The 22335-nt window shown below is 62.1% G+C and carries 22 protein-coding genes; 6 read left to right on the top strand and 16 right to left on the bottom strand.

The features are described 5' to 3' along the window. Positions 1–46: 46 nt before the first annotated feature. From JNB89_RS15585 to JNB89_RS15550, 8 genes are all read right to left on the bottom strand, one after another. Positions 47–613, bottom strand: a complete 567-nt coding sequence (locus JNB89_RS15585) for a TetR/AcrR family transcriptional regulator (protein ID WP_220362810.1) — start codon at positions 611–613, stop codon at positions 47–49. Between the two features lie 228 nt (positions 614–841). Then, on the bottom strand, positions 842–1108 hold the full coding sequence (locus JNB89_RS15580; protein WP_220362809.1) for a hypothetical protein: 267 nt from the start codon (positions 1106–1108) through the stop codon (positions 842–844). A 142-nt stretch (positions 1109–1250) separates the two neighbouring features. After that, positions 1251–2093: an IclR family transcriptional regulator gene (locus tag JNB89_RS15575; protein WP_013338931.1), complete on the bottom strand. Its 843-nt coding sequence runs from the start codon at positions 2091–2093 to the stop codon at positions 1251–1253. 70 nt (positions 2094–2163) lie between these two features. Further along, positions 2164–3723: an AMP-binding protein gene (locus JNB89_RS15570; protein WP_220362808.1), complete on the bottom strand. Its 1560-nt coding sequence runs from the start codon at positions 3721–3723 to the stop codon at positions 2164–2166. Between the two features lie 26 nt (positions 3724–3749). Next, positions 3750–5531: an ABC transporter permease subunit gene (locus tag JNB89_RS15565; protein ID WP_220362807.1), complete on the bottom strand. Its 1782-nt coding sequence runs from the start codon at positions 5529–5531 to the stop codon at positions 3750–3752. A gap of 11 nt (positions 5532–5542) precedes the next feature. After that, the gene (locus JNB89_RS15560; protein WP_013338928.1) at positions 5543–6670 is read right to left on the bottom strand and encodes an ABC transporter ATP-binding protein; all 1128 of its coding nucleotides are present in this window, start codon (positions 6668–6670) and stop codon (positions 5543–5545) included. A 10-nt stretch (positions 6671–6680) separates the two neighbouring features. After that, positions 6681–7742, bottom strand: a complete 1062-nt coding sequence (locus tag JNB89_RS15555) for an ABC transporter substrate-binding protein (RefSeq protein ID WP_220362806.1) — start codon at positions 7740–7742, stop codon at positions 6681–6683. A gap of 158 nt (positions 7743–7900) precedes the next feature. Then, positions 7901–8662, bottom strand: a complete 762-nt coding sequence (locus JNB89_RS15550) for an enoyl-CoA hydratase/isomerase family protein (RefSeq protein WP_220362805.1) — start codon at positions 8660–8662, stop codon at positions 7901–7903. Between the two features lie 660 nt (positions 8663–9322). On the opposite strand from JNB89_RS15550, the gene JNB89_RS15545 reads away from it, so the two are divergent. The 3 genes from JNB89_RS15545 to JNB89_RS15535 all read left to right on the top strand — a co-directional run bounded on the left by JNB89_RS15545 (position 9323) and on the right by JNB89_RS15535 (position 11408). Next, entirely contained in the window at positions 9323–10090 is a 768-nt protein-coding gene (locus JNB89_RS15545; RefSeq protein ID WP_013338925.1) for a glycosyltransferase family 2 protein, read from the top strand. A 115-nt stretch (positions 10091–10205) separates the two neighbouring features. Further along, entirely contained in the window at positions 10206–10613 is a 408-nt protein-coding gene (locus JNB89_RS15540) for a hypothetical protein (RefSeq protein ID WP_220362804.1), read from the top strand. A gap of 156 nt (positions 10614–10769) precedes the next feature. Continuing rightward, positions 10770–11408, top strand: coding sequence for a dihydrofolate reductase family protein (locus JNB89_RS15535; protein WP_220362803.1), 639 nt, complete (start codon positions 10770–10772; stop codon positions 11406–11408). A 69-nt stretch (positions 11409–11477) separates the two neighbouring features. Here the strand turns inward: JNB89_RS15535 and JNB89_RS15530 are convergent, their stop codons facing one another. After that, complete coding sequence (locus JNB89_RS15530) at positions 11478–12254, bottom strand: alpha/beta hydrolase family protein (protein WP_220362802.1); 777 nt, start codon at positions 12252–12254, stop codon at positions 11478–11480. Beyond that, a complete protein-coding gene (locus tag JNB89_RS15525) occupies positions 12251–13408 on the bottom strand; it encodes a DUF3182 family protein (protein WP_220362801.1) in 1158 nt (385 codons plus the stop codon). The genes JNB89_RS15530 and JNB89_RS15525 overlap by 4 nt, the downstream gene beginning before the upstream one ends. Positions 13409–14063: 655 nt before the next feature. On the opposite strand from JNB89_RS15525, the gene JNB89_RS15520 reads away from it, so the two are divergent. From JNB89_RS15520 to JNB89_RS15510, 3 genes are all read left to right on the top strand, one after another. After that, on the top strand, positions 14064–14921 hold the full coding sequence (locus JNB89_RS15520) for an alpha/beta fold hydrolase (RefSeq protein ID WP_220362800.1): 858 nt from the start codon (positions 14064–14066) through the stop codon (positions 14919–14921). Between the two features lie 431 nt (positions 14922–15352). After that, the gene (locus JNB89_RS15515) at positions 15353–16036 is read left to right on the top strand and encodes an SDR family NAD(P)-dependent oxidoreductase (protein WP_220362845.1); all 684 of its coding nucleotides are present in this window, start codon (positions 15353–15355) and stop codon (positions 16034–16036) included. A gap of 253 nt (positions 16037–16289) precedes the next feature. Further along, positions 16290–17222: a LysR family transcriptional regulator gene (locus JNB89_RS15510; RefSeq protein WP_220362799.1), complete on the top strand. Its 933-nt coding sequence runs from the start codon at positions 16290–16292 to the stop codon at positions 17220–17222. Here JNB89_RS15510 and JNB89_RS15505 read toward each other — a convergent pair. The 6 genes from JNB89_RS15505 to JNB89_RS15480 form a co-directional block, all read right to left on the bottom strand. Continuing rightward, the gene (locus tag JNB89_RS15505; RefSeq protein WP_220362798.1) at positions 17199–17915 is read right to left on the bottom strand and encodes an SDR family oxidoreductase; all 717 of its coding nucleotides are present in this window, start codon (positions 17913–17915) and stop codon (positions 17199–17201) included. The two genes, JNB89_RS15510 and JNB89_RS15505, sit on opposite strands and share 24 nt — an antisense overlap. A 91-nt stretch (positions 17916–18006) precedes the next feature. Further along, positions 18007–18678, bottom strand: a complete 672-nt coding sequence (locus tag JNB89_RS15500) for a peroxiredoxin-like family protein (RefSeq protein ID WP_220362797.1) — start codon at positions 18676–18678, stop codon at positions 18007–18009. A gap of 52 nt (positions 18679–18730) precedes the next feature. Further along, the gene (locus JNB89_RS15495) at positions 18731–19000 is read right to left on the bottom strand and encodes a hypothetical protein (RefSeq protein ID WP_220362796.1); all 270 of its coding nucleotides are present in this window, start codon (positions 18998–19000) and stop codon (positions 18731–18733) included. Between the two features lie 8 nt (positions 19001–19008). Further along, a complete protein-coding gene (locus tag JNB89_RS15490; RefSeq protein WP_220362795.1) occupies positions 19009–19569 on the bottom strand; it encodes a carboxymuconolactone decarboxylase family protein in 561 nt (186 codons plus the stop codon). A gap of 1065 nt (positions 19570–20634) precedes the next feature. After that, on the bottom strand, positions 20635–21882 hold the full coding sequence (locus tag JNB89_RS15485; protein WP_220362794.1) for a type II toxin-antitoxin system HipA family toxin: 1248 nt from the start codon (positions 21880–21882) through the stop codon (positions 20635–20637). Beyond that, positions 21875–22114: an XRE family transcriptional regulator gene (locus JNB89_RS15480; protein ID WP_220362793.1), complete on the bottom strand. Its 240-nt coding sequence runs from the start codon at positions 22112–22114 to the stop codon at positions 21875–21877. The genes JNB89_RS15485 and JNB89_RS15480 overlap by 8 nt, the downstream gene beginning before the upstream one ends. Positions 22115–22335 lie beyond the last annotated feature (221 nt).

The raw sequence follows: 22335 nt of genomic DNA, 5'->3' as shown, positions 1-22335 counted from the left end.
AAACAAATACCAGCGACGAGGTTAGCCGCTATGGCTGCGACCGCTATCACCGAACCACTCGGACCGACGCCTCGACGTCTTCGAGCCGCGCCCTGGTATTGAACAACCGGCTTGCCAGCACACTGCCCTGGAACGCCGCGAACAGCGCGCGCGCAGCATTCTCGGGCTTGCCATTCACTGCGAGCGTACCCGCTTGCAAACCTTCCGCCAGTACCTTGGCAAGCCACTTTTCGTTCGCCTTGAAAAACGCCTGCACCGCTTGCCGAATGTTCTCCGGCAATGTTTCGATGTCGGCCGCCAGCATACCGCACAGACAGATCTGGCGCCCGTCGCCCAGCGTGCGGCCAAACAGCTTGGCATACTTGCTGAGCTTCACCTCGGGAGGCAGCGATTCGTCCACGCCCTTGAGCGTGCTGATTACCTCGCTGCTATACGCATTTACCGCTTCGAGAACCAGATCGTCCTTCGAGGGGAAGTAGTAGTGAATGCTCGACGTCTTGACTCCAACAAGGCTCGACAGGTCCCGATAGCTAAAGCCGTTATAGCCGCGCATCATGATCAGCGTAATGGCGTGATCGAGAATCTGTTCGCGCACTGATGTTGTCGTGTCCATGTGACGCACTCTATCTACTTGCAGATAGATTGTCAAGCACCGAGGAATCGGGCGGATGGGATCGACTTCCACAATGCGTCTTTAAACCGTTCGGGTAGCGGCGGCCGTGGTCGATTGCGCAGCGGCGCACTACAGTGCGCACGCGCACCTTTACCAAGTCGCCCACGCACGCTTCACTGCGTGCGAAACCGTCTGGCGACGGTCCCCGCTGCGGCCGCCTACCTGTCGCTATTGCTTGACTTCGCCGGTTCGCGACGGCCCCGACGCACCCTCCGGCGACAGCGCGTTCGCGCGCTTTTGCATCAGGCTCCCGGGCTTGTTGCCCGGCGTGCCGAGGTCCGCGGGTTTGTCCACTGCCTGTCCCGCCGGTCCCGGCTGAACCGGTTGCCCGCTTTGCGTGCCGCTGTTCGCTGGCGCGTTACCGCTTTGTTGCGAGTAAGCCACGCTCGTCATGCACAGGACGCATGCGACGCCTGCAACTTTCAAGGCTCTCATCTCTGTCTCCTGGTGTCACGGCGCTTGCCGTTTTCGACAAAGACAGCATGGCGCGTGCCTCGTACGCAATCGCAGCAGAGCGCGCCTGCAGCGCGTGAGGCGGATAAGGCGGATAAGGCACCACGGTGGACTACCCGCGCCGCTATTCGATGCGCCGACGCGTGGAAATTGCAGAGGCGGTGGAAATGACCAGATCCGCGAAGCGTTTCTCGTCGCGCTCCGCCTGCCAGCGCGAGCGCGCCACTGCGATGTTCACCGCGCCGATGCCACGCCCATGCGCGTTCGTGATGGCGGCCGCCGTGGAAATGTCGCTTACAAAGTATTCGTCTTCCGTATGCGCGTAACCCTGCTTGCGGATCTGCACGATCCGCTCCTTGATCTTGCGCGGCTCATACACAGTGGAGGCCGTATAAGGCACGAGGTTCGTGCGCGAAAGAATGTCGTCTATTTCGCCGTCCGGCAGCGTTGCCAGAATCGCGAGCCCAGGCGCCGTGCAATAGGCGGGCAAACGCGAGCCGGTAATGACGTGCGCGTTGAATACATTGCGGCTCACGATACGCAGCACGAACACTATGTCCGTATCGTCCAGCACCGTGAGGTTGGTCGCCTCTTCCGTCTCCGATCCGAGTTGCTGCAGATAAGGCGTCGCGCGGCTAACCAGATCGTTCGAAGTCAGATAGTGGTAAGTGAAGTCGAGAAGCCGCGGCGACAGTTCGTACTTGCGGCTGTCCGGGTCCTTGAAAAGATAGCCGAGCGCGGCCAGCGTGTAAGTGAAGCGCTGCGTCGCGCTCATGTCGAACCCGGTGGACGACGAGATCTCCGAGAGCGACAACTGCCTCTTGCTGCCGTCGAACGCGGTGAGCACCTTCATCGCCTTCTCCACCGACTGCACATAAAGCGAAGACGCGCTCGGGTCGGCAACTTCCGCGCGCGGTTTGGCGGCTCTACTGTTGCGCTTGCGTGCGGCTTTGGGCTCGTCGCTCATTACGTCGGTATCTGTCTGGTTCGAACAAGAAATTATCGCATAGCCCTAATCAGCTACCTATATACGATAGCTATTGCGCGACGGTTGCCAGACGGTCCCAGGCGTCCTGCGTATCACGCGAGATCAAATGTTTCTTGACGCGCTCGCTCGCCGTCAGCTCAAAGCCGGCTGCCGCGCGGTAATAGCGCGGCAACTGGAAACTCGCGAGCCGCTCGCGCGCCCATGCGTGCAGAGCGGGCCACGCGACCGGCTCGTCCCGGAACTGGACGTCGAGCAGAATGTCCTGTTCGCCGATCGCCGACGCGACACCGATTGCAGCGCAGACGCGAATGGCCGGGTGAGTGGCGAAAACGCGCTCTATTTCCCACGCTGACACGTTCTCGCCGCGCACGCGCATGCTATCCGTCTGCCTGCCGATGAAGAACAAGTCGCCATCCGCATCGCGGCGCGCGCGGTCGCCGGTGTGCAGCCGCCCGTGGCGCAGCGCGGCGCGCGTTGCTTCCGGATTCTTCAGATAAGCCGGCAAAAAGGTGCCATCCACTTTGCTCGACAGCACGATCTCCCCTGCTTCGCCGTTCGATACCGGCTGGCCGTTTTCGTCGAGCAAGTCGATGTCGATCCACGGCAACGCGCGACCGATCGAGCCGGCCTTGCCGGTCAGATTCGCCGTCGCGAAGCTCGAGCATTCCGTCATGCCGTAGCACTCGCGCAACGAAACGTTCAGGCGCGCCTGAATCGGCTGCCACGACGCAGCACTCACGCCCGCGCCCCAGGCGACGCGCAGCGTATGCGACGCGGGCTGCTCGTTTGCGGGCAACTGCATCAGAATGTCCAGTACACCGCCCAGGTAATGCAGTTGCGTCGCGCCCGCGCGGCCGATCTGCTGCCAGAACTGCGATGCGGAAAAACGCGGCACCGCATGCAAAGTCACGTTCGCGAGGAACGGCAGCAACAACATTTGCGCGCCGCCAATGTGGCACAGCGGCTCCCACAGGAACAGCCGGTCGCCGTCGCGCACGTCGGCAACGCGTAACGCCGCCTCGCTTGCAATGCGCATCATCCGGTGCGTGAAGACGACGCCCTTGGGCGCGCCCGTCGTGCCGGACGTGTAGATGATGCACAGCGGATCGTGCACGCCGATTGCCGGGGTTGCGAAGTCGGTGGCTGTGCCGCTCGCATGCTTGGCATCGTCAGCCTTCAACGCGGGCAGGTGCGTGCGCAGCGCGGTGCCGCAATCGAGTTCCGCGGTCAGCGCATCGAACTCGTCGTCGATCACGAAGAGCTTCGGCTCGGCGTGCTGCAGCAGATATTCGAGGCCCGCCGCACGCAGCTTCGTATTGACGGGCACCCACACGAGCCCGCTCAGGTGCAGCGCGTAGATCAGATGAATATGCTCGGGACTGTTGCCGAGCATCACGGCGACGCGATCGCCTTGCACGAGACCGTGCTCGCCAAACCAGCGCTGCAATCGCGCGACCTGCCGGGCGGCCTCTTCGCAGGTCATCGCGTGATCTTCGAAATGCACGATGGTGCGCGTCGGATCGCGGCGCAATCCTGTTGCAAGCAGAGGCGCACAGTCGAGTTCGTCGTTTGAGTGCCGATGAGCGAAATATTCTGGATAACGATGCATGTGTGAACGAGTTGAATGACCGGGATTTAGCGCGTCTTGCGCTTGAGCCACGAAGAGACCGCGACGACGAGCGCAATCAGAATCACGAGCGTGGTCGACACCGCCGCTAGCGTCGGCGTGATGGCGAGCTGGATGTCGTCCCACATCTGCTTGGGCAGTGTCGAGTTGATGCCGCCGGAAACGAAGATTGCGATGGTCAGATCGTCGAATGAAACGAGGAAAGCGAACAGGAATGCGGCGCTCACGCTTGCCATGAGCAGCGGCAGTACGATCGACGTGATACGGCGCAACGGCGACGCGCCCATTACGCGCGCGGCGTCGTCGAGGCGCCAGTCGAAGCGCTGAAAACCCGCGGCGAGCGTGACGACGACATACGGAATCGCAAGCACCGTATGACCGATTACGAGGCCGAGGTTCGTGCCCGTCAGCCCGAAGCGTCCGAACAGATACAGCAGACCGACGGCCACGACGATGCGCGGCACGATAAGCGGCGCGACCAGCAGCGCGAACACGGGCTTGCTTGCGCGGCGCGGCATGCGCGTCATGGCGAGCGTGGCGCCGAAGCCGAGCAGCAGCGACAGCAGCCCCGTGCCGAGGCCCACTTCGAACGAGCGGATAACCGCGCTCTGCCACACCGGCGAATCCATGAAGGTGCCGAACCAGCGGACACTGAAGAGCTTCGGCGGAAACGCAATGTAGTCGCTCTTCGTGAACGCATACGGGATGACCGACAGCACCGGCGCGACCAGCACCAGCATCACGGCGCATGTATAGAAGCCAAGCGGGCTTGCCGCGCGCGCGCCCTCTTCCGCGTGCGCCTTGCGGCGCATCATGAGCGGTGCGAAGACGCGCCCGGCGCTCATCAGAAGTGCAAGCTTGAATCCTTGAGCGCGCGAGCCGCGCTGACGCTGCGCCACTTCGCCGGTAAGCGATGTGAGGCCCACCATGCGGTCGTATATGAAGAAAATCACGATCGAGCAGACGAGCAGCACAGTTGAAAGCGCTCCGGCAAAGCGCATGTCGAAGAGCTCCAGCACCGACGAGATCACAAGTTGCGCGATCATCGTTTCTTTCGGCGAGCCGAGCAGCGCAGGCACGATAAAAAAGCCGAGGCTCGAAATGAACACGAGCAGGCCCGCGGCCGCCACGCCCGGCGACGAGAGCGGCAGAAACACCGTGAAAAAGCTCGTGCTGCGCTCGGCGCCCAGCGTTTCGGCGGCCTGCGTCAGCCGGTCGTCGATGCCGCGCATGACCGGCAGCATGGTCATGACGGCGAGCGGCAGCATCGAATGCACCATGCCGATCAACACGCCGGTCAGCGACGGAATGGTGCCGCTCGTCTCGCGTACGAGGCCAAGCGAGAGCGCAATGGTGGAGAGGACGCCCGTCTTCGAAAGCAGCAACATCCACGCGTATGTCTTGACCAGGTAGCTGGTCCAGAACGGCAGCATGACCCAAAGCAGCCAGCGTTCGCGGGCGCGCTCCGACAGGCGGCTCAACATGTACGCGACCGGATAACCGAGCAGAATGGAAAGCGCCGCCGTCATGAACGATATCGCGAAGGTGATCCACAACACCTTCGCGTAGACGGGCGTGCGCGCGATGCGCTCGAATTGCGCGAGGCCGATCTGGCCGTCCGCGCCGACCAGTCCGCCTTGCAGAATCTCGCCGACGGGCAGCACGAAAAACACCAGCAGGAACAGAAGCGTGGGCAGGATCGGCAAAAAGCGCAGGCTGCGCGCGAGCCACATGGAGCGGCCGCGCCGCGAGGCTTCGCTTTCGCGTTGTGCGTGAAGAGCGATGGTCATTCCAGTCCCTTTCAGCTATGCAGCAGCGTCGTGCGATACGGGTCCCAGACGAGGCCCACTTTGTCGCCGACGCGCGGCGACAGACTGCGCTCGCAGCGCACGGTAAGCTCGCTGCCGTCGTTCATTGCGAGCTGCACGCGCGTGTCGCTGCCGAAGAACACCACGTCCGCAATCGTGCCGTCGACAAATCCGCTGGCCGGCTCGACGAAACGCGGGGCTTCGGGACGCACGAGCAGCGTGTGGCGCGCAGCAGAAGCGGACGCCGGCGCAGAGACCGAAGCACCGGAAGCGCCCCTGGCATTTCCATTCGTCATCCTGATGGTGTCGAGCGCGCTGACCGGCAACGGAATGCGGCCGCCCGCCGCAAGCAGGATCGGCTCGCCGCTTGCACCGCGGGTCTCGTCGAGCGCGCCTTCGAGCAGATTCGAATGACCGATGAAGCCGGCCGCGAAGCGCGTTGCGGGACGGTCGTACAGGTCGGCGGGCGTGCCCACCTGCTCGATGCGCGCCTGATTCATGAGGCAGATGCGGTCAGACAGCGTCAGCGCCTCGTCCTGATCGTGCGTAACGTAGACGAAGGTTGCGCCGAGCTCCTTGTGCAGCCGGCGGATTTCGGACTGCATGTGTTCGCGCAGCTTTTTATCCAGTGCACCGAGCGGCTCGTCGAGCAGAATCACCGAGGGCCGATACGCAAAGCAGCGCGCCAGCGCAATGCGCTGCTGTTGCCCGCCGGACAGCTCCTTCGGAAAGCGCTTCGCGTAGTCGGTCATGCGCACCATGGCGAGCGCACTGTCGACCGCCGCGCGCACCTCGTCGCGCGACTTGCGGCGCATGCGCAGACCATAGGCGACGTTGTCCCACACGCTCATGTGCGGAAACAGCGCATAGCTCTGAAACACCATGCCGATGCCGCGCTTGCCCGGCTCGACATGCGTGACGTCGCGCCCGTCGATCTCGATGCGACCCGCGCTGGGCGCGACGAGGCCGGAGATCATCTGCAACAGTGTGGTCTTGCCCGAACCCGACGGACCGAGCAGCGTCAGGAATTCGCCCGCCTGCACGGCGAGGTCCGTCGGTTCGAGCGCCACTGCGTCGCCGTAGCGCTTGGCTATGCCTATCGCCTCGAGTTTCGAGCTCATCGTGCAGTCCTCACGAAATGATCCACGAATTGAACCGTTCAGTGACTTTCTGACGGTTCGCTTCCCACCATTGCGGACTGGGCAACCGCATGTCGCGGATATTGTCGGGGGCCGTGGGCAATAGCGCCGCACGCTCTTTGGCGATCGTCTCGAACGCTTTCCTGTTGGTCGGCCCGTAGGCCAGCGTGCGCGTGAGCAGCGCCTGGCGCTTCGCGTCGGCGCAAAAACGCACGAACTGCTTCGCTGCCTCAGCGCGTGGTGTGCCCTTTGGAATGCCCCAGCCTTCGATTGAATAAAGCCCCTGATTCCATACGATCGCGACCGGCGCGCCCGCGTCTTTCGCGGCTTGCGCGCGGCCGTTCCACGTCGAGATCATGTCGACGTCGCCGCTCTGGATCGCCTGCATAGCCTGCGCGCCGGAAGTCCACCAGATGTTCACGTGCGGCTTGATCCTGTCGAGGCTTTTGAATGCCCGGTCGACGTCGAGCGGATACAGCTTGTCGAGCGGCACGCCGTCGGCGAGCAGCGCCTGTTCCAGCGTGTCGAGCGGGCTGCGCCGCAGGCAGCGGCGGCCTGGGTATTTCTTCACGTCCCAGAAATCCGCCCACGTTTTCGGTCCGTTGTCCTTGAACCTGTCGGCACGATACGCAAGCACGGTCGAATACACGTCCACGCCCAGCCAGTTCGGCGTGATCGCTTCGGGCATGATGTCGGGATAGTCGCTCGCCTTCAGACCGATGGGCTCCAGCAGCCCCTTCGCTTCGAGGTAGGGAATGTCGGCGGAAAGCGTAAGCGTGGTGACGTCCCACACGTAATTCTTCGTTTGCACCATCGCCGCGAATTGCGCAACCGGCTGCGATTCACGGGCGACGCTCACGACCTTGATGCCGGTCGCTTTCTCGAACGGATCGTAAAACGCTTCGCGATAGGCGGTAGTGTAAGGACCGCCCGGGTCCGAGACCACGATCTGCTTTTCCTGCGCACGCACGGCGAGCGGCAGTGCGCCCGCCACGGCAAGCGCGCCCGCGCCGTGAAGAACGCGGCGGCGTGCCGGGTTGAAGTCTTGCGTCATTGTTCAGGTCTCCGCACTAAAGTTGAGATTGGGAACGGCTTGACTTGGCCTTGCGGCTGGACTTGCGGCGGGGCGCGAGCACCACGACCAAAACCGGCTCGCGCATTCCACTAACCATGCTGAGCACGAGCGGCCCCGCGTGCCTCGCCCGTGACTCGCTATTTCGCGCGCTGACGGAAGAACTCTTCCATCATGCGCGCGGGTTCGCCGGAGTCGTACGCTTCGCGCTGAATGCGCTCGCCCGCTTCGATGCAGTCGATAAAGCCCGGCTCCGTCATTTCGCGGAAACGCTGCTTGTCGAGCCGCATCGCGACGGGCGGCTTGGCCGCAAGTTCGGTGGCTATTTCGAGCGCCTTGTCGAACACCTTGTCTTCGTCGACGAGGTGATGAATCAGGCCGATGCGATGACACTCTTCGGCGTCCATCAAACGGCCCGTGAGCGTCAGCTCAATGGTGCGCGACATGCCGAGCATCGCGTTCATGATCCACGGCCCGGTGGTGCTGGCAATGCCCGCGTTGATCTCGGGCTGCCCCATGCGCACGCCGGCATGACCGACGCGAATATCGCCGAGCAGCGCCACCTGAAACGCCGAGCCCGCGGCCGTACCGTTGAGCGCCATGACGAGCGGCTTCGACAGGCTGCGCAGCGCCGTGTAGTAGCGCTGCCATTCCTTGACCCACGCGACCGCGCGCTCGCCGTCGAAGTCATGCGCTTCCGACAGATCCTGCCCTGCCGAGAATGCCCGATTGCCGGCACCGGTCATGATGATCGCGGCGACTTCCGGGTCATGGTTGAAACGCTCCAGCGCCTCGATGATCGTCTCGCGCATCGGCGTGGTCCATGCGTTCAGCCGCTCCGGGCGATTCAGCGTGATGATCGCGACCCGGCCGCGATTGGAGAACAACACGTCATTGCTCATGTTTTATCGCATAGTAATAGTTGATGGTGTATAGCAATATAGGCGCATCAAAAATACCGCGCAAGCGGGTTTACCAGAGAGATGGGACGCAGTGGAAAGGCTGGAAGCAGCGCGCAGACAGCCGGATACGCTGCGAGGCGCCGCGCGTGCGAGACAGGCGAGAGAGGGAGTCTGGAGAAACGGGCGCGCCGCGTTCACCCGGCTACGTCACGGAAAGCCGCGTCGGGCGCCGCCGTAGGTGCCACCAGCACGCGCCACACTGGCGGCCCAAACAACGCATAGAAAAAAGCCGCAGACAAAGCTGCGGCTAAACAAACACACACGCCGAACGTTTGGGAACGCTGACGCCTTACAAATCGTAGCCATGTTTGCGGAAGCTGAAAATCGGGTGTTTTGTATGAAAGCATGCAGACTTCCCGGCAAAAGCCGCCAGTACGCCGATGTTCGCGGTTTGCGTAGCTTACAAAGTCGCCAAAAAACAACGCAAACCTTGCAAACAGCTTCGCCGGCGAACCACGGAACCCGGCATTACGGCAGTAGGCGGACTCATGGCATGCGGTACGTCTCCTGCGAGCCAGGCCGGAAGTTTGCTCGCACCCAAACATGCATGACCGGACGGCACAATGCGAACCGGCCCCACAGACCATTGCAGGAGCCCGGTTGACCCCACTATCCGTCTACGTCCTCACCCACAACAGCGAGCGTCACCTGGACAGGGTGCTGACGGCCGCAAGGCGTGCCGCAGACGACTTACTGATCGTGGACAGCGGCAGCAGCGACGCGACACTCGCCATTGCTGCACGGCATGGCGCGCGCATCGTGCATCACGCGTTCGACAATTTTCGCGCGCAACGCGAGTTCGCCAACGGCCAGTGCCTGCACGAAACGGTGATGTTCTTCGACAGCGACGAAATTGCGAGCGACGCGTTGATCGACGAAATCGCCGCCTTGAAGGCCCACGGCTTCAGTCACGACGCGTATGCGGTCAGGCGCGACTGGGTGGTGATGGGCAAGCTGATTCATGCGCTGATGCCCGTGTCGTGCCCGGACTATCCCATCCGTATTTATCGGCGAGGCGCTGTGCGTTTCACCGGGCACAGCGTGCATGAGACGCTGACCGGTGCTGCAAGCGGCGGGCGGATTGAAGCGCCGCTGATCCATCATACGTTCGAAACCACAGCGGAAATGAAGCGCAAGCTGGACCTCTATACAGACCTCGCCGCCCTCGACCTTGCGGACCGACACGAGCGCCCTGTCGTGCTGCGATTCAAGGGCTGGTTCAGCCCGTTGGGGGCATTCATGAAGTGGTACATTCGCAAGGGAAATTTTCGCGACGGCCGCGTCGGCTTGATCCTCGCGCTTTACGCGAGTGCTTATACGCGTCGCAAGTATCGCAAGGCACTTGAGCGGCTCAGTCGCAAGCGCTAACGCCCCGCTCTCGTCGGCCATTGAAAGCAGAATGAAAAATACCGCGCCGATACTGGACCGTAGCATGCAATCCGCATTGCAGTGAGCATTGCAGCGACGCCGTCCGGAGCCTCCCATGACCGTTTCGATGAATACGCATTGCGCCGTTCGCGCCGGTTTGCGGCCGGGCACCGTCGGCCTCGCGCTGGCGCTCTTCATGTCGAGCGCCGACGCCGTCTGGGCTTGCCCGACGGTAGTCACGACTCCGGCCGGCAGCGCGTTCGACCTCGCTTCGCTCGTCGCCGACAACGGCTCGCCGCAAGCGGCGCTGGCCAAGCTGCGCGCGGCGTTGTCCAAACTCGGTTGGGGCACTCGTTGCAGCCTGCTGCGAGATGTCCAGGCCTGCAATGAAACCGTCGATGTCGCAAAGCGCGCAGTCGTCGCGCTCGAAGCCTGCGCTGCCGCGTCGCCCCGCGGCACGAACGCGGACCGGCGCAGCGGCAAGGAGCGCGATGCGCGCCAATCCGCGGAACTGGATAGATGAGTTCGCTTGTCGGCGGGCGCCCGTCGCGGCACCGCGCACGAATCGCGCGAGCACCGCCTGACACCATGCCTGCTAACGTCTGCGCGCCGTCGATTCCACCGCGACTCGCTCGTCGTGTTGATGGACAGATTGCGTCCGTCAATCCGGAGAAAGCTCATGCGCAAGCTCACCGTTTCTGCATTCATCAGTCTTGACGGCGTCATTCAGGCGCCCGGCGGTCCAAAGGAGGATCCGAGCGGCGACTTCCGCCTCGGCGGCTGGATCGTGCCGTATGCCGACGACGCGATCTCAGGCTACTTGCAGGAACTGTTCGTCGAACCGTTCGAATTGCTGCTTGGGCGCCGCACGTACGACATATTCGCCGGGTACTGGCCGCATGTGGCGGCCGATTCGCCGAGCCGCGGCATCGCCGATCTTTTGAACGGCGTGCCCAAGCATGTGGCCACGCATCGGCCGGACACGCTGGAGTGGCGAGAGAGCCACGCGCTCGCAGGCGCTCTCGCGGACGCGATACGTGCGCTCAAACAGCAGACGGGCGCGGCTTTGCTGACGTTCGGCAGCGGCAATATGGTCGGCCAATTGCTCGCCGCCGATCTGGTGGACGAACTGCGGCTGGTGATTTATCCGCTGATACTGGGGCGCGGCAAGCGTCTGTTCGGCGAGAACGCGCCTGCGTCTGCGTTCAGACTCGCACAGTCGGTCAGCACGCCGCGCGGCGTGATCATCACGCGCTATGTTCGCGACGGCGACATGCGAACCGGGTCGTTCGATGCAGATGATCAGGGCTCCGTATGATCGGTCTGCAGCAGGATGCAGCGCAGCGAGATGCATGCGGCAATGACAGCGTGAGCCGCCCCTCTCCGCCTAGACCTTGGCGTGATTGCGGGCCGCGCCGCGGCTGCCGGCGCGCGAGCCCTGAACCATCTCCGAGAGCCAGTTCACAATGAGGTCCGTGTAGGCGCGCTGGCTGCCGACGTCGGACAAGCCGTGGTCCGCGCCCTCGATCACGCGATAGGTGAGCGAATGGGCCTGCAAGAACGCCTGCAGATAGCTCGCGATCACCGTGTGCGGAACGATCTGGTCATGCTCGGATTCGACCAGCAGCACGTCGCCGTGAAAGTTCGCAGCGGCTCGCAATGCGCGGTTTTCCGCGGCCGGCACAACGCGTTTGCGGTATGCAACCAGATCGTGCTCGGCGTGCAGCGCGCGCTTGGGTGTGTTCCAGCCGTCGTCGAGATAGAGCGCCGGCACGCGCAGGCCCAGCCATCGCACCGGCCGTAGCTCCGTCAGGATGGCCGCGAGATAGCCGCCATAGCTGCTGCCGATCACCGCAATCGAACCGCGGTCGATTGTCGGATGCTCGGCGAGCGTGTCGTACGCGGCAAGCAGGTCCTTCAGGTTCGTTTCGCGCGTGACCGTCTGCTGTTCGTTTTGCGTGCGGGCGTGGCCGGTCAGGTCGAACGTCAGACAGACGCAGCCGAGCGCCGCCGCCTGCCGCGCGCGCTCCAGATACTGCTCCTGATTGCCACCCCAACCGTGGACGAAAAGCACGCCAGGCACCGCTGTTTTCGGAACCAGCATGGTGCCGTCGAGATGCCCGCGCTCGAGCTTGATCTGTAACTGGTAACGGTCTGCCGTCATGAGTCGCTGCTCCTTTGCAACGTGTCGGGGTCGAGCGTATAGAACTTCGTGATGGGTCCAGCCTGGCTATCGATGCCGCGATAGACCAGACACGCGCCCTCGGGCACGTGCACGTTTTCTCCATACACTTCGCGTGTCGAGGCGCGCACCACACCTGCGTCGGGATTGGCCCTGAACGTGCGCAACGCGCCAATTTCCGCACCTGTCGCGCCGCCCACGCGCCACGATTGCTCGAGCACGCCGCAATGACGCACGCCCGCGGCGTCGACGCCGCATGCGACGTCATAGTTGCGCCTCGATGCAAAGAATCCCGCGTAGTCGATCTGCACCGCAGCATCGAAAGCGCGTGCTTTGGCAATGCATTCGCGCAAGTCCGCGGTGAGCTCGAGCCGTTCGAGGACGTCGAAGCCGCCGCGCACCACGACGAGTTCCGAGCCGCCGTACACATCGTGGCCATGATTGTTGCGCGTCAGATGCTGCACGCCGTAGTAGCTCACCACGAGATCGTCTAGCGCGACCTGCCCCACGCTGAACGTGTCGAGCGCCTCCAGATGCCGCTCGATCGAAATGCCGTCGCGTTGCAGCGCTTCGTCGCCCAGCGCGTCGAGTTGCGCTTCCAGTTCGTCCTCGTTTTCGATCAGCGCCTGTCCCGCGCCGCCGATTCCATATGGACGCTTGACGCGCACGCGACCGCCGTCCCACAGCGCGCGTGCGGCGCTGCGGGCGTCGTCGCGCGAGAATGCCGCGTAGCCCGGCAATACCAGCGACGCGCTGCGTGCACCGAGCGCATGCGACCAGCCAGGCGGCGCGGCGCTTGCCCCGCCTGGCAGACTGTGCGCGATCAGTTTTGTCGCGACGAACGGAAACGGCACGACGCCGCCGTACAGGTCATGCACCGACCGAACGCCGAGTTTGTGCGCTTGCGCAAGGGTCAAGGTATCGTCGGGAATCAGATACCGATTCGCCGGATAGGCTTGCCCGTCGCGGAATTCGCCCGCCACCTGCGTGCCTTTGAGTTCGGCGATCTGGCGCGCCAGTTCGCGCAAGGTCTCGCCTTCATGACCGGCGCGGTGCGCTTCGCTCCGCTGGCGGTACAGGATGACAACCGGTAAGCCGGGTGCTGCGGACACGTCCGGCGCGAGCGATGGGTCCACGATGTTCGCCTCCCTGGCGCGGAGTCGCGCTGTTGCTCTGCGAAAGCGCCATGTCGGTGCTTTCGCAAAGCCAGCGTCGCAAGCGTCGTGCCATTGGGGTGGCATGGCGGTTTGCCTTGCCGGTCGAACGCGGGAAGGCGCGTTGGCGAGCGAGTGCGGTCGATGCGGCAGGCGAAGGGCTGGGTAGCGCGACCGTAATGCGCAGATAGGGGCGCCCTGTTTTTTCAATGGGGAATGCGCAACGCCTCGCCGATGCAACTTCCGTCTCTCTATGCTGCGCAGATGGCCTGCGCCTGGTTCGACACGTCATCCGAAGCCGACTCGCGGCAACGGAGGATAGATGACACCGATAGATGCGCCCTTCGCCAACCTTGGCCGCAACGGCGCATCAGCGAAAACTCAATAACGCCGGCAACGTTCGCAAAGCCTAGCTCCGGGTTCGGCCAGCGAGTGCCGTCTGCCTGCCGCCACAGCCGCACCTCCCGCTGGCACCAAGGCATCTGCCGACAGCAGCCTTCCGCTTAACGGAAGGCTGGTTCTCTCTTTTGCCGGGTTATCGAAGTGCGTCGATCAGGCGATCATTTGCCTCACCGCACCGCCGCTGGACAGCGTCAAGACCGGGACGGTGCATTCACACATTCGCGAGGTAATTATCATGGCATCCATCAGCTACCGCACTGCCGACGTTGACGGCTTCGAAGTGTTCTACCGTGAGGCAGGCCAGCCTTCCCTGCCTGGCCTGCTGCTCTTGCACGGCTTTCCGAGCTCGAGCCACATGTATCGCGATCTGATTCCGATGCTTGCTGAGCACTTCCACGTCGTCGCGCCCGATCTCCCCGGCTTCGGCCTGTCGGCGCAACCGCCGCGTGCGCAGTTCGCCTACACCTTTGACAACCTCGCCAAAGTGATTGGCCGCTTTACGGAAGTAATCGGCATGGCACGCTATGCGATGTATGTCTTCGACTACGGTGCGCCGACGGGCTTCCGCCTGGCGATGGCCCATCCGGAACGCGTGACGGCCATCATCTCGCAAAACGGCAATGCGTACGAAGAGGGACTGTCGGAAGGCTGGAATCCGATCCAGCGCTATTGGAAAGAACCAGGTGATGCCAACCGCCAGGCATTGCGTGCACTGCTGACGCCAGAGTCGATCCGTTGGCAATACGAGCACGGCGTCAGTGACCCGACGCAAATCTCGCCGGACGGCTACGGGCTCGACGCTTTTTATATCGCCCGTCCGGAACGGGACGAGATCCAACTCGACCTGTTCGGAGACTACGCGAGCAATGTCGCGCTTTATCCGGCCTTCCAGAAGTATTTCCGCGAGCATCAGCCGCCGCTGCTGGCCATCTGGGGCAAGAACGATCCGTTCTTCCTCCCGCCGGGCGCAGAGGCCTATAAGCGTGATTTGCCGAACGCAATAGTCCGTTTTCTCGACACGGGGCACTTCGCGCTCGAGACGCACGCACGGGAAATCGCGGATGCCGTTGTTGATTTTGTAAAGGGCGTCTAAGGCAAGGCGGGCGGAATGAATATCGGCGGGAACGCCTCGCTTCATACGCGCGGGACTCGTAACGCAGCAGCGGAATCTGCGCTATGAGTCCCGCGCAATCGCGCGTAACGGCTTCACCTACCAGCGAGGACGGTCGCGTCAGGCCGCTCAATAACGGCGCGATGATTCGTGCCTCGGCGCTGTGGAAAGTGAAAGCAAGCTAACCGGCCATTGCGGGGAGCGGCCAGTTGCGCACTCGCGCACTCCACTGCCATGTTGTGTCGGGTGAACCGGAGCATGTCGGCTGGTCATTTCTGCAATGACGGCAACGCTCTCGACTCGACATCGTGCGAGCGGTAACTTCGCATCAAGCGCGCACAACCTGGTTTCGGTGTTTCGACGAGACCAGACATGGCTATTCTTTTCTTTATGGAGTGCACATTCAATGGCAACTGAAAAAAACTGCACTGATCATTGGTGCTTCTCGCGGACTCGGCCTGGCACTTGCATCGGAGTTCAGTGGACGGGAGTACAACGTAATCGCCACGTCGCGAGGATCGTCTCCAAAGCTCGCAGAACTGCAGGCGCAATGTCCCGGAAGAGTCACCACCGAAACCGTGGATGTCGTGGACCTGGAATCGGTAAGGGCTCTGTATGAGCGCCTCGATGGTCGCAGGCTCGATGTGTTATTTGTCAACGCCGGCGTCTGTAAGGCAAACGAGCTCACACCGCTGCAGGTGGACGAAAGCGACTATCTGGACATGATGCTCACCAACGCGCTCAGTCCCATGCGGATCGTCGAAATGTTCCACAACCTGGTCGCGGAGAACGGTGTAATTGCTGTGATGTCATCCGAGATTGGAAGCATCGAAAACTCCACTGGGTTCTGGGAACTATACAGTTCGAGCAAGGCGGCCTTGAACATGCTGATGAAAGCGTTCTCGCAGCGTCACCCTAAAGACAAGCGTGCGCTCCTTCTTGTTGCCCCCGGCTGGGTCCGGACAGACATGGGCGGCAGCAATGCGACGCTGGATATTTCGGAAAGCATTCCACTCGTGGTGGACATGATCGAGGCAAACTTCGGGGTTCCGGGTCTGCGCTTTACGGATCGCTACAACAAGTCGATACCTTGGTGAGCCGCGCTGCTTTACGGTCGAAAGAAAGGTTCCGCAGTCTCTGTCTATCGCGGCGATGCGCGCGGGTACACCGGTTATCCGTTTCACAGCGAAGTGCCGGTCAGCTGAGCCCGGCGCCAGCGTTGTTACCGGCCCTGTCGCGAGAATCCCTGCGGCGGGGCTGTTTTGACAGTATTACGACGCGATAGACTTTGGGCTTGGAACATCTCAGCCACGACCAGGACTTTGCGGTCCTTCAAGGAGAAGCAGCGGCATGGACCGGATGGCAGCAATGGAAACGTACGTCTGCGTCGTAGAGGCCGGCTCGTTCTCGGCAGCCGCAAAGCGGCTCAAACTCGGTCAGCCGGCCGTATCAAAGTCGATCGCGCAACTCGAGGACCGGCTGGGCGTGCGGCTGCTGTTTCGCTCGACACGGGGCCTCACACCGACGGATGCCGGTCAGCGCTTCTACGAGCACGCAAGGCGTGCTATCGAAGAAGTGGATCTTGCAGAACAGGTGGTGCGCGACGCGTCCACCGGATTATCGGGCGTGCTGCGCATCGGCGCCGCAGTGACGTTTGCGCGTCTGCACATCCTGCCTGCGCTCAAGCGCTTTCTGGACAGCCACCCTAATCTGCAGATTGATATTGTGCTGGACGATCGCACCATCGACCTGCTTGAAAAGGGCGTGGACGTTGCGTTGCGCATGGGTTCGCTCGACGATTCGACCATGACCGCTCGTCGCATTGCGCGGGGCCGCAGGCTCGTGGTCGGCACACCCGGCTACTTCGCCGAAGCAGGCGTGCCGAAGTCGCCTGCGGATTTGAGCCAGCACCAGGCCGTGGTTTATTCGTTGCGCGGCGGGGGCGAGTCCTGGGCGTTCAGCCAGAATGGCAAGGAAGTAGCAGTCGTCGTGTCAGGTCGCGTCAGTGTCAGCGCCGCCGAAGGCATGCGCACAACGGTGCTCGGGGGCATGGGCCTCGCGATCGCATCGGAATGGATGTTCTCTCCGGAACTCGCCGACGGTACTGTCAAGGCCGTGCTGACCGATTGGGAATTGCCCTCGATCGACCTGTGGGCGGTATTCCCTGCCGGACGCCTGGTAAGTGCGAAGGCACGCGCCTTCGTTGCCTTCGTCGAGGAAGTACTGGGCGTCACGTCTGCCAGCGACGAAGGCGCGTCCTCAGAAGCCGAGCTTGCCGATTGATGCGCCACCGTCGACGTACAGCGTTTGACCCGTCATGAAGGCGGCTACGTCAGAAAGCAGAAACGCGATTGTCCCGGCAATTTCTTCGGGCTTGCCCAGGCGGCCCATGGGCACTGCCGACAAATAGCGCCGCTCGCCCTCGCTTCCAGGCGGGTTGTTCGCGCGAAAGAGCTCCGTCTTGGTCGGACCCGGCGCGACGGCATTCACCGTTATGCCCGTGCCGGCCAGCTCCAGCGCCCACGAACGCGCGAAACTCACGAGTGCTGCTTTTGCCGCTGCGTAGGCCGTGCGCTGCGGCATGCCGAGAATCGTCAGGCTGGAAATGTTCACGACGCGTCCCCAGCCGCGTTCGCGCATGCCGGGAAGCAGCGCCTGCACGGTCTGCACGGCAGGATGAAGATTCAGAGCGAGAACGTCGTCGAGATCGTTTAATGCGACTTCACCCAGTCGCTGCGGTCGGACCAGTCCGACGTTGTTGACCACACCATCGAAGGCGCGACGTCGCACGAGGTCGTCGAGCACCGCGCCGGTCGCGGCACGGTCGGCCAGATCCACGCGGACCAGTTCACCTGGAAAATCGCTTGCTTCGCGCGCTAGACCTACCACGTGGTGGCCCGCGGCAAGCAGCTGCGTGGTCAACGCGAGCCCAATGCCTCTGGTCGCGCCGGTTACGAGAAATGTACGTTGTGTCATCGAATTTCCTTTTACGAACCGGGGGGAAATAAAAAGCCGTGCCGCACTCTCCGGCGCGGCGTAACGATTGCTTGGTGTCGAGCGCTCAGGCTCAGGCGTTGGCGGTCGCTTTTTCCAGCACCGGGAACATGTCCGACGGGTCCGGACGACGTGTGTAGTCCGGATTGACCTCCGAATACAGCACGATTCCATCTTGTCCGATGACGTAGCGCGCGGGCATCGGCAAGGTCCAGCCCGGGTCGTTGTTGAACGCCGGCAGATCGTTCTTCAGGCTCTTGTACAAGTCGACCAGATAGTCAGGCAGTGCAAAGCGCAGTCCGAAGTTCGCAGCGGTCTGGCCATTCACGTCGCTCAGCACCGGGAAACCCAGTTGGTTGGTGCGCACTGATTTGCGGCTATTGACCGGCGTTTGCGGCGAGATTGCCACGACATTCGCGCCATAAGCCCGGATCTGCGGCAGCACTTCGTTGATCGCCTGCAATTCGATATTGCAGTACGGGCACCAGACGCCGCGGTAGAACGTCACGACAAGCGGGCCATTCACCAGCAACGCAGCGGAGGACACGTCGTTGCCGTCCTGGTCTTTCAGATTGAAATGCGGCGCGCGGTCGCCTGCCTTGATTGCGCGTGCCGCCTGTCCGCTTGCTATCAGTTCTGCCGTGGCGCGTTCCATTACCGGATGAATCTCGGGCGGCGCGTTGAACGGCGCTTTGCCCGCCTTGAAGTCGGCCCGGAATGCGTCGAGTTTGTCTTGCAGCGACATGAAAGTTCTCCTTGCGAGAAATAGTGAAATCGAGGAACGGGTGGCACCAGATTCAGGCTGCGTTCTGCGCGGCCGTACTGCGCGCCACTTGGGCCGCAGTGATGCCTTCGAGCGCGAGGCCATAGCTGATGCCTTCGTCGACCACGCGACGCAGACGCTGTGTGAGTCCAACGCGCGTGCATTTGGTGGTGAGCGGCGGCTGCCTCGTGATCGTCGCGGCAATTGCGCGCGCGCGTTCCAGCAACCGATCCGCGGGCACGATCTCGTTGACCACGCACAGCGATTCCGCTTCTGCTGCGTCGCGCTTTTGCTGCGCGAGCACGAGTTTGCTTAAGCAGCGACCGGCCTCGTCCACTCGTTACCTGCCATGAAGCTGTCGAGTTCGGTATGGACGATGTGATTGGTGTAGTTGCTCATCACTTTCGTCGCTACGCCCAGAATCACTTCGAGGACGTTCTGACGGGTGTAGCCCGCGGCGAGAAACGCGTCGACATCGGCGTCCGGGACAAAGCCCCGCTCACGAACCACAAGCGTGGTGAAGCGATGCAGCGCTTCGAGCTTCGCATCGGGCAGCGGAGTGCCGGCGCGCAGCGCGGCGATCACGCCTGGGTCCATCTTGATCATTTTTGCCAGCGTGCTGTGACCGGCCATGCAGTAGTGGCAGTTGTTCTCGAAGTTCGAGGTCAGATAGACGACCTGCTGCTCATGCGGCGTCAGCGTGCTCTTCGAGAACAGGTCCCACAGTGCCGAGTAGCCGGCGAGCAGCGCGGGCGACTCCGCCATATGCGCCTGAAGGTTGGGCACGAAGCCAAACGCGCGCTTCGTGTCTTCGAGGCCCGCCTTCGAAGCGGCCGGTGCGTTATCGATCGTGTAGGTTTGGAAGTTGCTCATCGTTTTGTCCTGTTGGTTGACGGTGAGCAAATGATGAAGGTCAGCGCCTGTTCGAAGAAGGCAGGCGCCGTCGATAACAGTCATTCCTGGCAGGCATAAAGGCGGGGATGTGCGGTTCGGGCGCGCACGCGTGAACCGTGTGGATGGTCGAATCGGACCGGCGGGCTCTTCTGATCTGGTTATGCGGTGATCGGGGTATGATGGTGGGACCGGATCGGCCGCTCCGGCATCGTCAAATGAGTGCGGTCGAGGTCGCCACGCTAACAGATCTTGATCAGGTGGCTATGCATTGGGCCGTATCTAATTCGCCTGACGATCGCTCCGCTTCGGGCATTCCATGACGGGAGAGGCCATTGCGCGAGTTCAAACTATTGGCCGCTGTCGGTCCGATGCCTGTTGGCCTGGGGTCGGTCTGAAGTGGGGACCGGCTTGCGAGGATTGAGAAGGGAGTAAATCCAACTAATTATGCGATCCTAACTTCCTACCCTGCGACTACTGGAAAAATCGTGGTCAAAGGCCGTCACTTTCAATCGAGCGACTGACACCTCGGCGTCCCGGCAATCAACCGCTCATAGCAAGGATGCCAGGTAGCGTGAACACTTCTGACGGTTTCTGGCGAGTCTTTGCTCTCTGGTTGCCTAGGTGCCGTTAGCTATACCGTCAAGTTAGGCCACTGCGAGCCGACATGGCACAAAATGAAACGAAAGAACCCCCGCAAGCTTCAATCGGTTAGGAATCGACTCTGACAATCCCTAATCGAGCACACATTGCCTGTCGGCTAACCAATCTGCCTAGCAGGGGATTCTTCGCCCGTCACTCCCACTCGATTGTCAATCCAGTGGCTGGAGCCTTGTGGGAACGGCGTTGCCGCCTGGTCACTCGACGTCGATACCGTCTACGATACCGAAAAACATGCCGGCACTTAACGGCTTTCGCCGGACCGCAGCGGAGAGTCCACGCCCGCTTTACTTTAAAGATCGCGGACGCCAGTGTCTTGGGACGATTTGTGAGCGCGATACCGTCGCTGATACTGCCAGTCTCGTTCGAACGCTATCCTAGATACCGTCACAGCCGTAGTGCGGCGCTAAGATCATCGTGCTCGAAGGCACTCGCCATGCGGGCAATCTCTGCGCGCCTTGAACCGACTTCCTGAGCAACTGATTGCCATGTCCGGGTCACATTGGCCACCTCCCGAATCGTGGCCCGAGCCTGTTTCAGCGACAATCCAAAGAACTCTGCGGCATTTTCGAGGAGGCCAACCGAACACGTTCCCTCGTCGAGATCGATGTTTGTCGTCAGGATACGCGCCTTGACATCGGTCGGCGTGGGATTGAGGTCATAGGCCGGTGACAATTCCCAGCCATTGTGTCCCGCCCACAGAAAACCATGGTTGCGCAGATGGTCATCCACATTGGAGACCAACACGTTGAACGTCACGCGGCGATACAACTGGGCAGCATCGGCCCGCGCCTTCGCTCCGTGTTGCGCCAGTGCGTCGACCAGTTCGGGATAACTGCCGCGTTGGCCGTCCCGCGATCCCGTCATCGACATCGCCGAAAGAAAAGGAATGCGAATACTCCCCGCGCGATCGAAGCGACGTGACAACAGCACAGCTTTGCCCGCTACCTCGAGCAGCCCGTGACGTGGAGTGGAAATACCGGCGCGTTCAGCCAATCGCAGGGCAACTTCCTCCCAGGTCTCGATGCTGTAGTCGTCTGTCTCCTTCGGAAACTTGGCAATCGACAAATGACCGTACTGGTCGATGACCGATGCTTTGGGACGCGCGCCACCGAGCGACGACCCTGGCGCGAAGATCAGTTGCAAATCTTCATCCGTTTCCTCGTCGCGCAAGATGCGTTCGGTGATTTGCAGCATCCGCCCCAATTCGATGATCGCGGGAACACCAGCGGGCACGGGCGCCTGAAACTCATCTTCTCCGCTCCAGCGGAAACGCAGAGCGCCGAGGCGAGTTTCGTCAGCTACGCCCAGCAGATAATCGAGTTCGCCCAGTGTGCGGATACGCCGTCCTTCCTTTTCCGCTTGGCGACGCTCAGCGCGCTGCATGAGACGGCGCCCCCAGGTGTCCGGAGCGGAATCGCCAATCGAGCCAAAGATGGGTTGGTCCGCCATCGGTGGAAAAACACCCCGCGTCAACGCCAGTGCCGGCTCAATCGAAAAGCACTCGTCGTCGGTGAGCCAAGTCTCGTCATACTCGAATGTGACCGTTTCATCCCGACGCGACGCATGGCGTCTGAGCAGCCCCACTGGACGCGGTGTGCCGTCGAGATCGATATATACCTCGACATCAGCCATGGTCGCCCTTCCCTTTGCCATGCGGCAACCGGACGCGTTGAGGCAACGCCGCCGCGGCCAGCGACTGCCCCACGGTATCGTGAGCGGCGTCGGCAACGTCCTGTAACCCGCTTAAAAGCCCAAGCGCCAATAGCACGGCTGCATATATGCCGATGCTCACCGCCGGGTCTCCTGCCTCGACGCGCTGCAAAGTCGCTCTCGACGTGAAAGCCCGCTCGGCAATCACCGCCATGGTCAATCGGCGGCGGCGACGTGCGTCGTGTATATCGGCGCCCAACTTGCGGAGCGCCCGTCGGACAGCAGCAGAAGGAGCATGAGGTGTTGGCATTTTGTCACCTTCATGAGTCTCTAGGCGACATAATGTATCACGAAGATGACACTCCTGCTCGACTCGCCCGAACTGACGAACAACGCGACGCCGGAGCCGACGCCTGAACGTCCGATCGACGACGC

This window comes from Paraburkholderia phenoliruptrix (assembly GCF_019511605.1).
Classification (GTDB): Bacteria; Pseudomonadota; Gammaproteobacteria; order Burkholderiales; family Burkholderiaceae; genus Paraburkholderia; species Paraburkholderia phenoliruptrix_A.
This window is presented reverse-complemented; position numbering and strand designations above follow the sequence as displayed.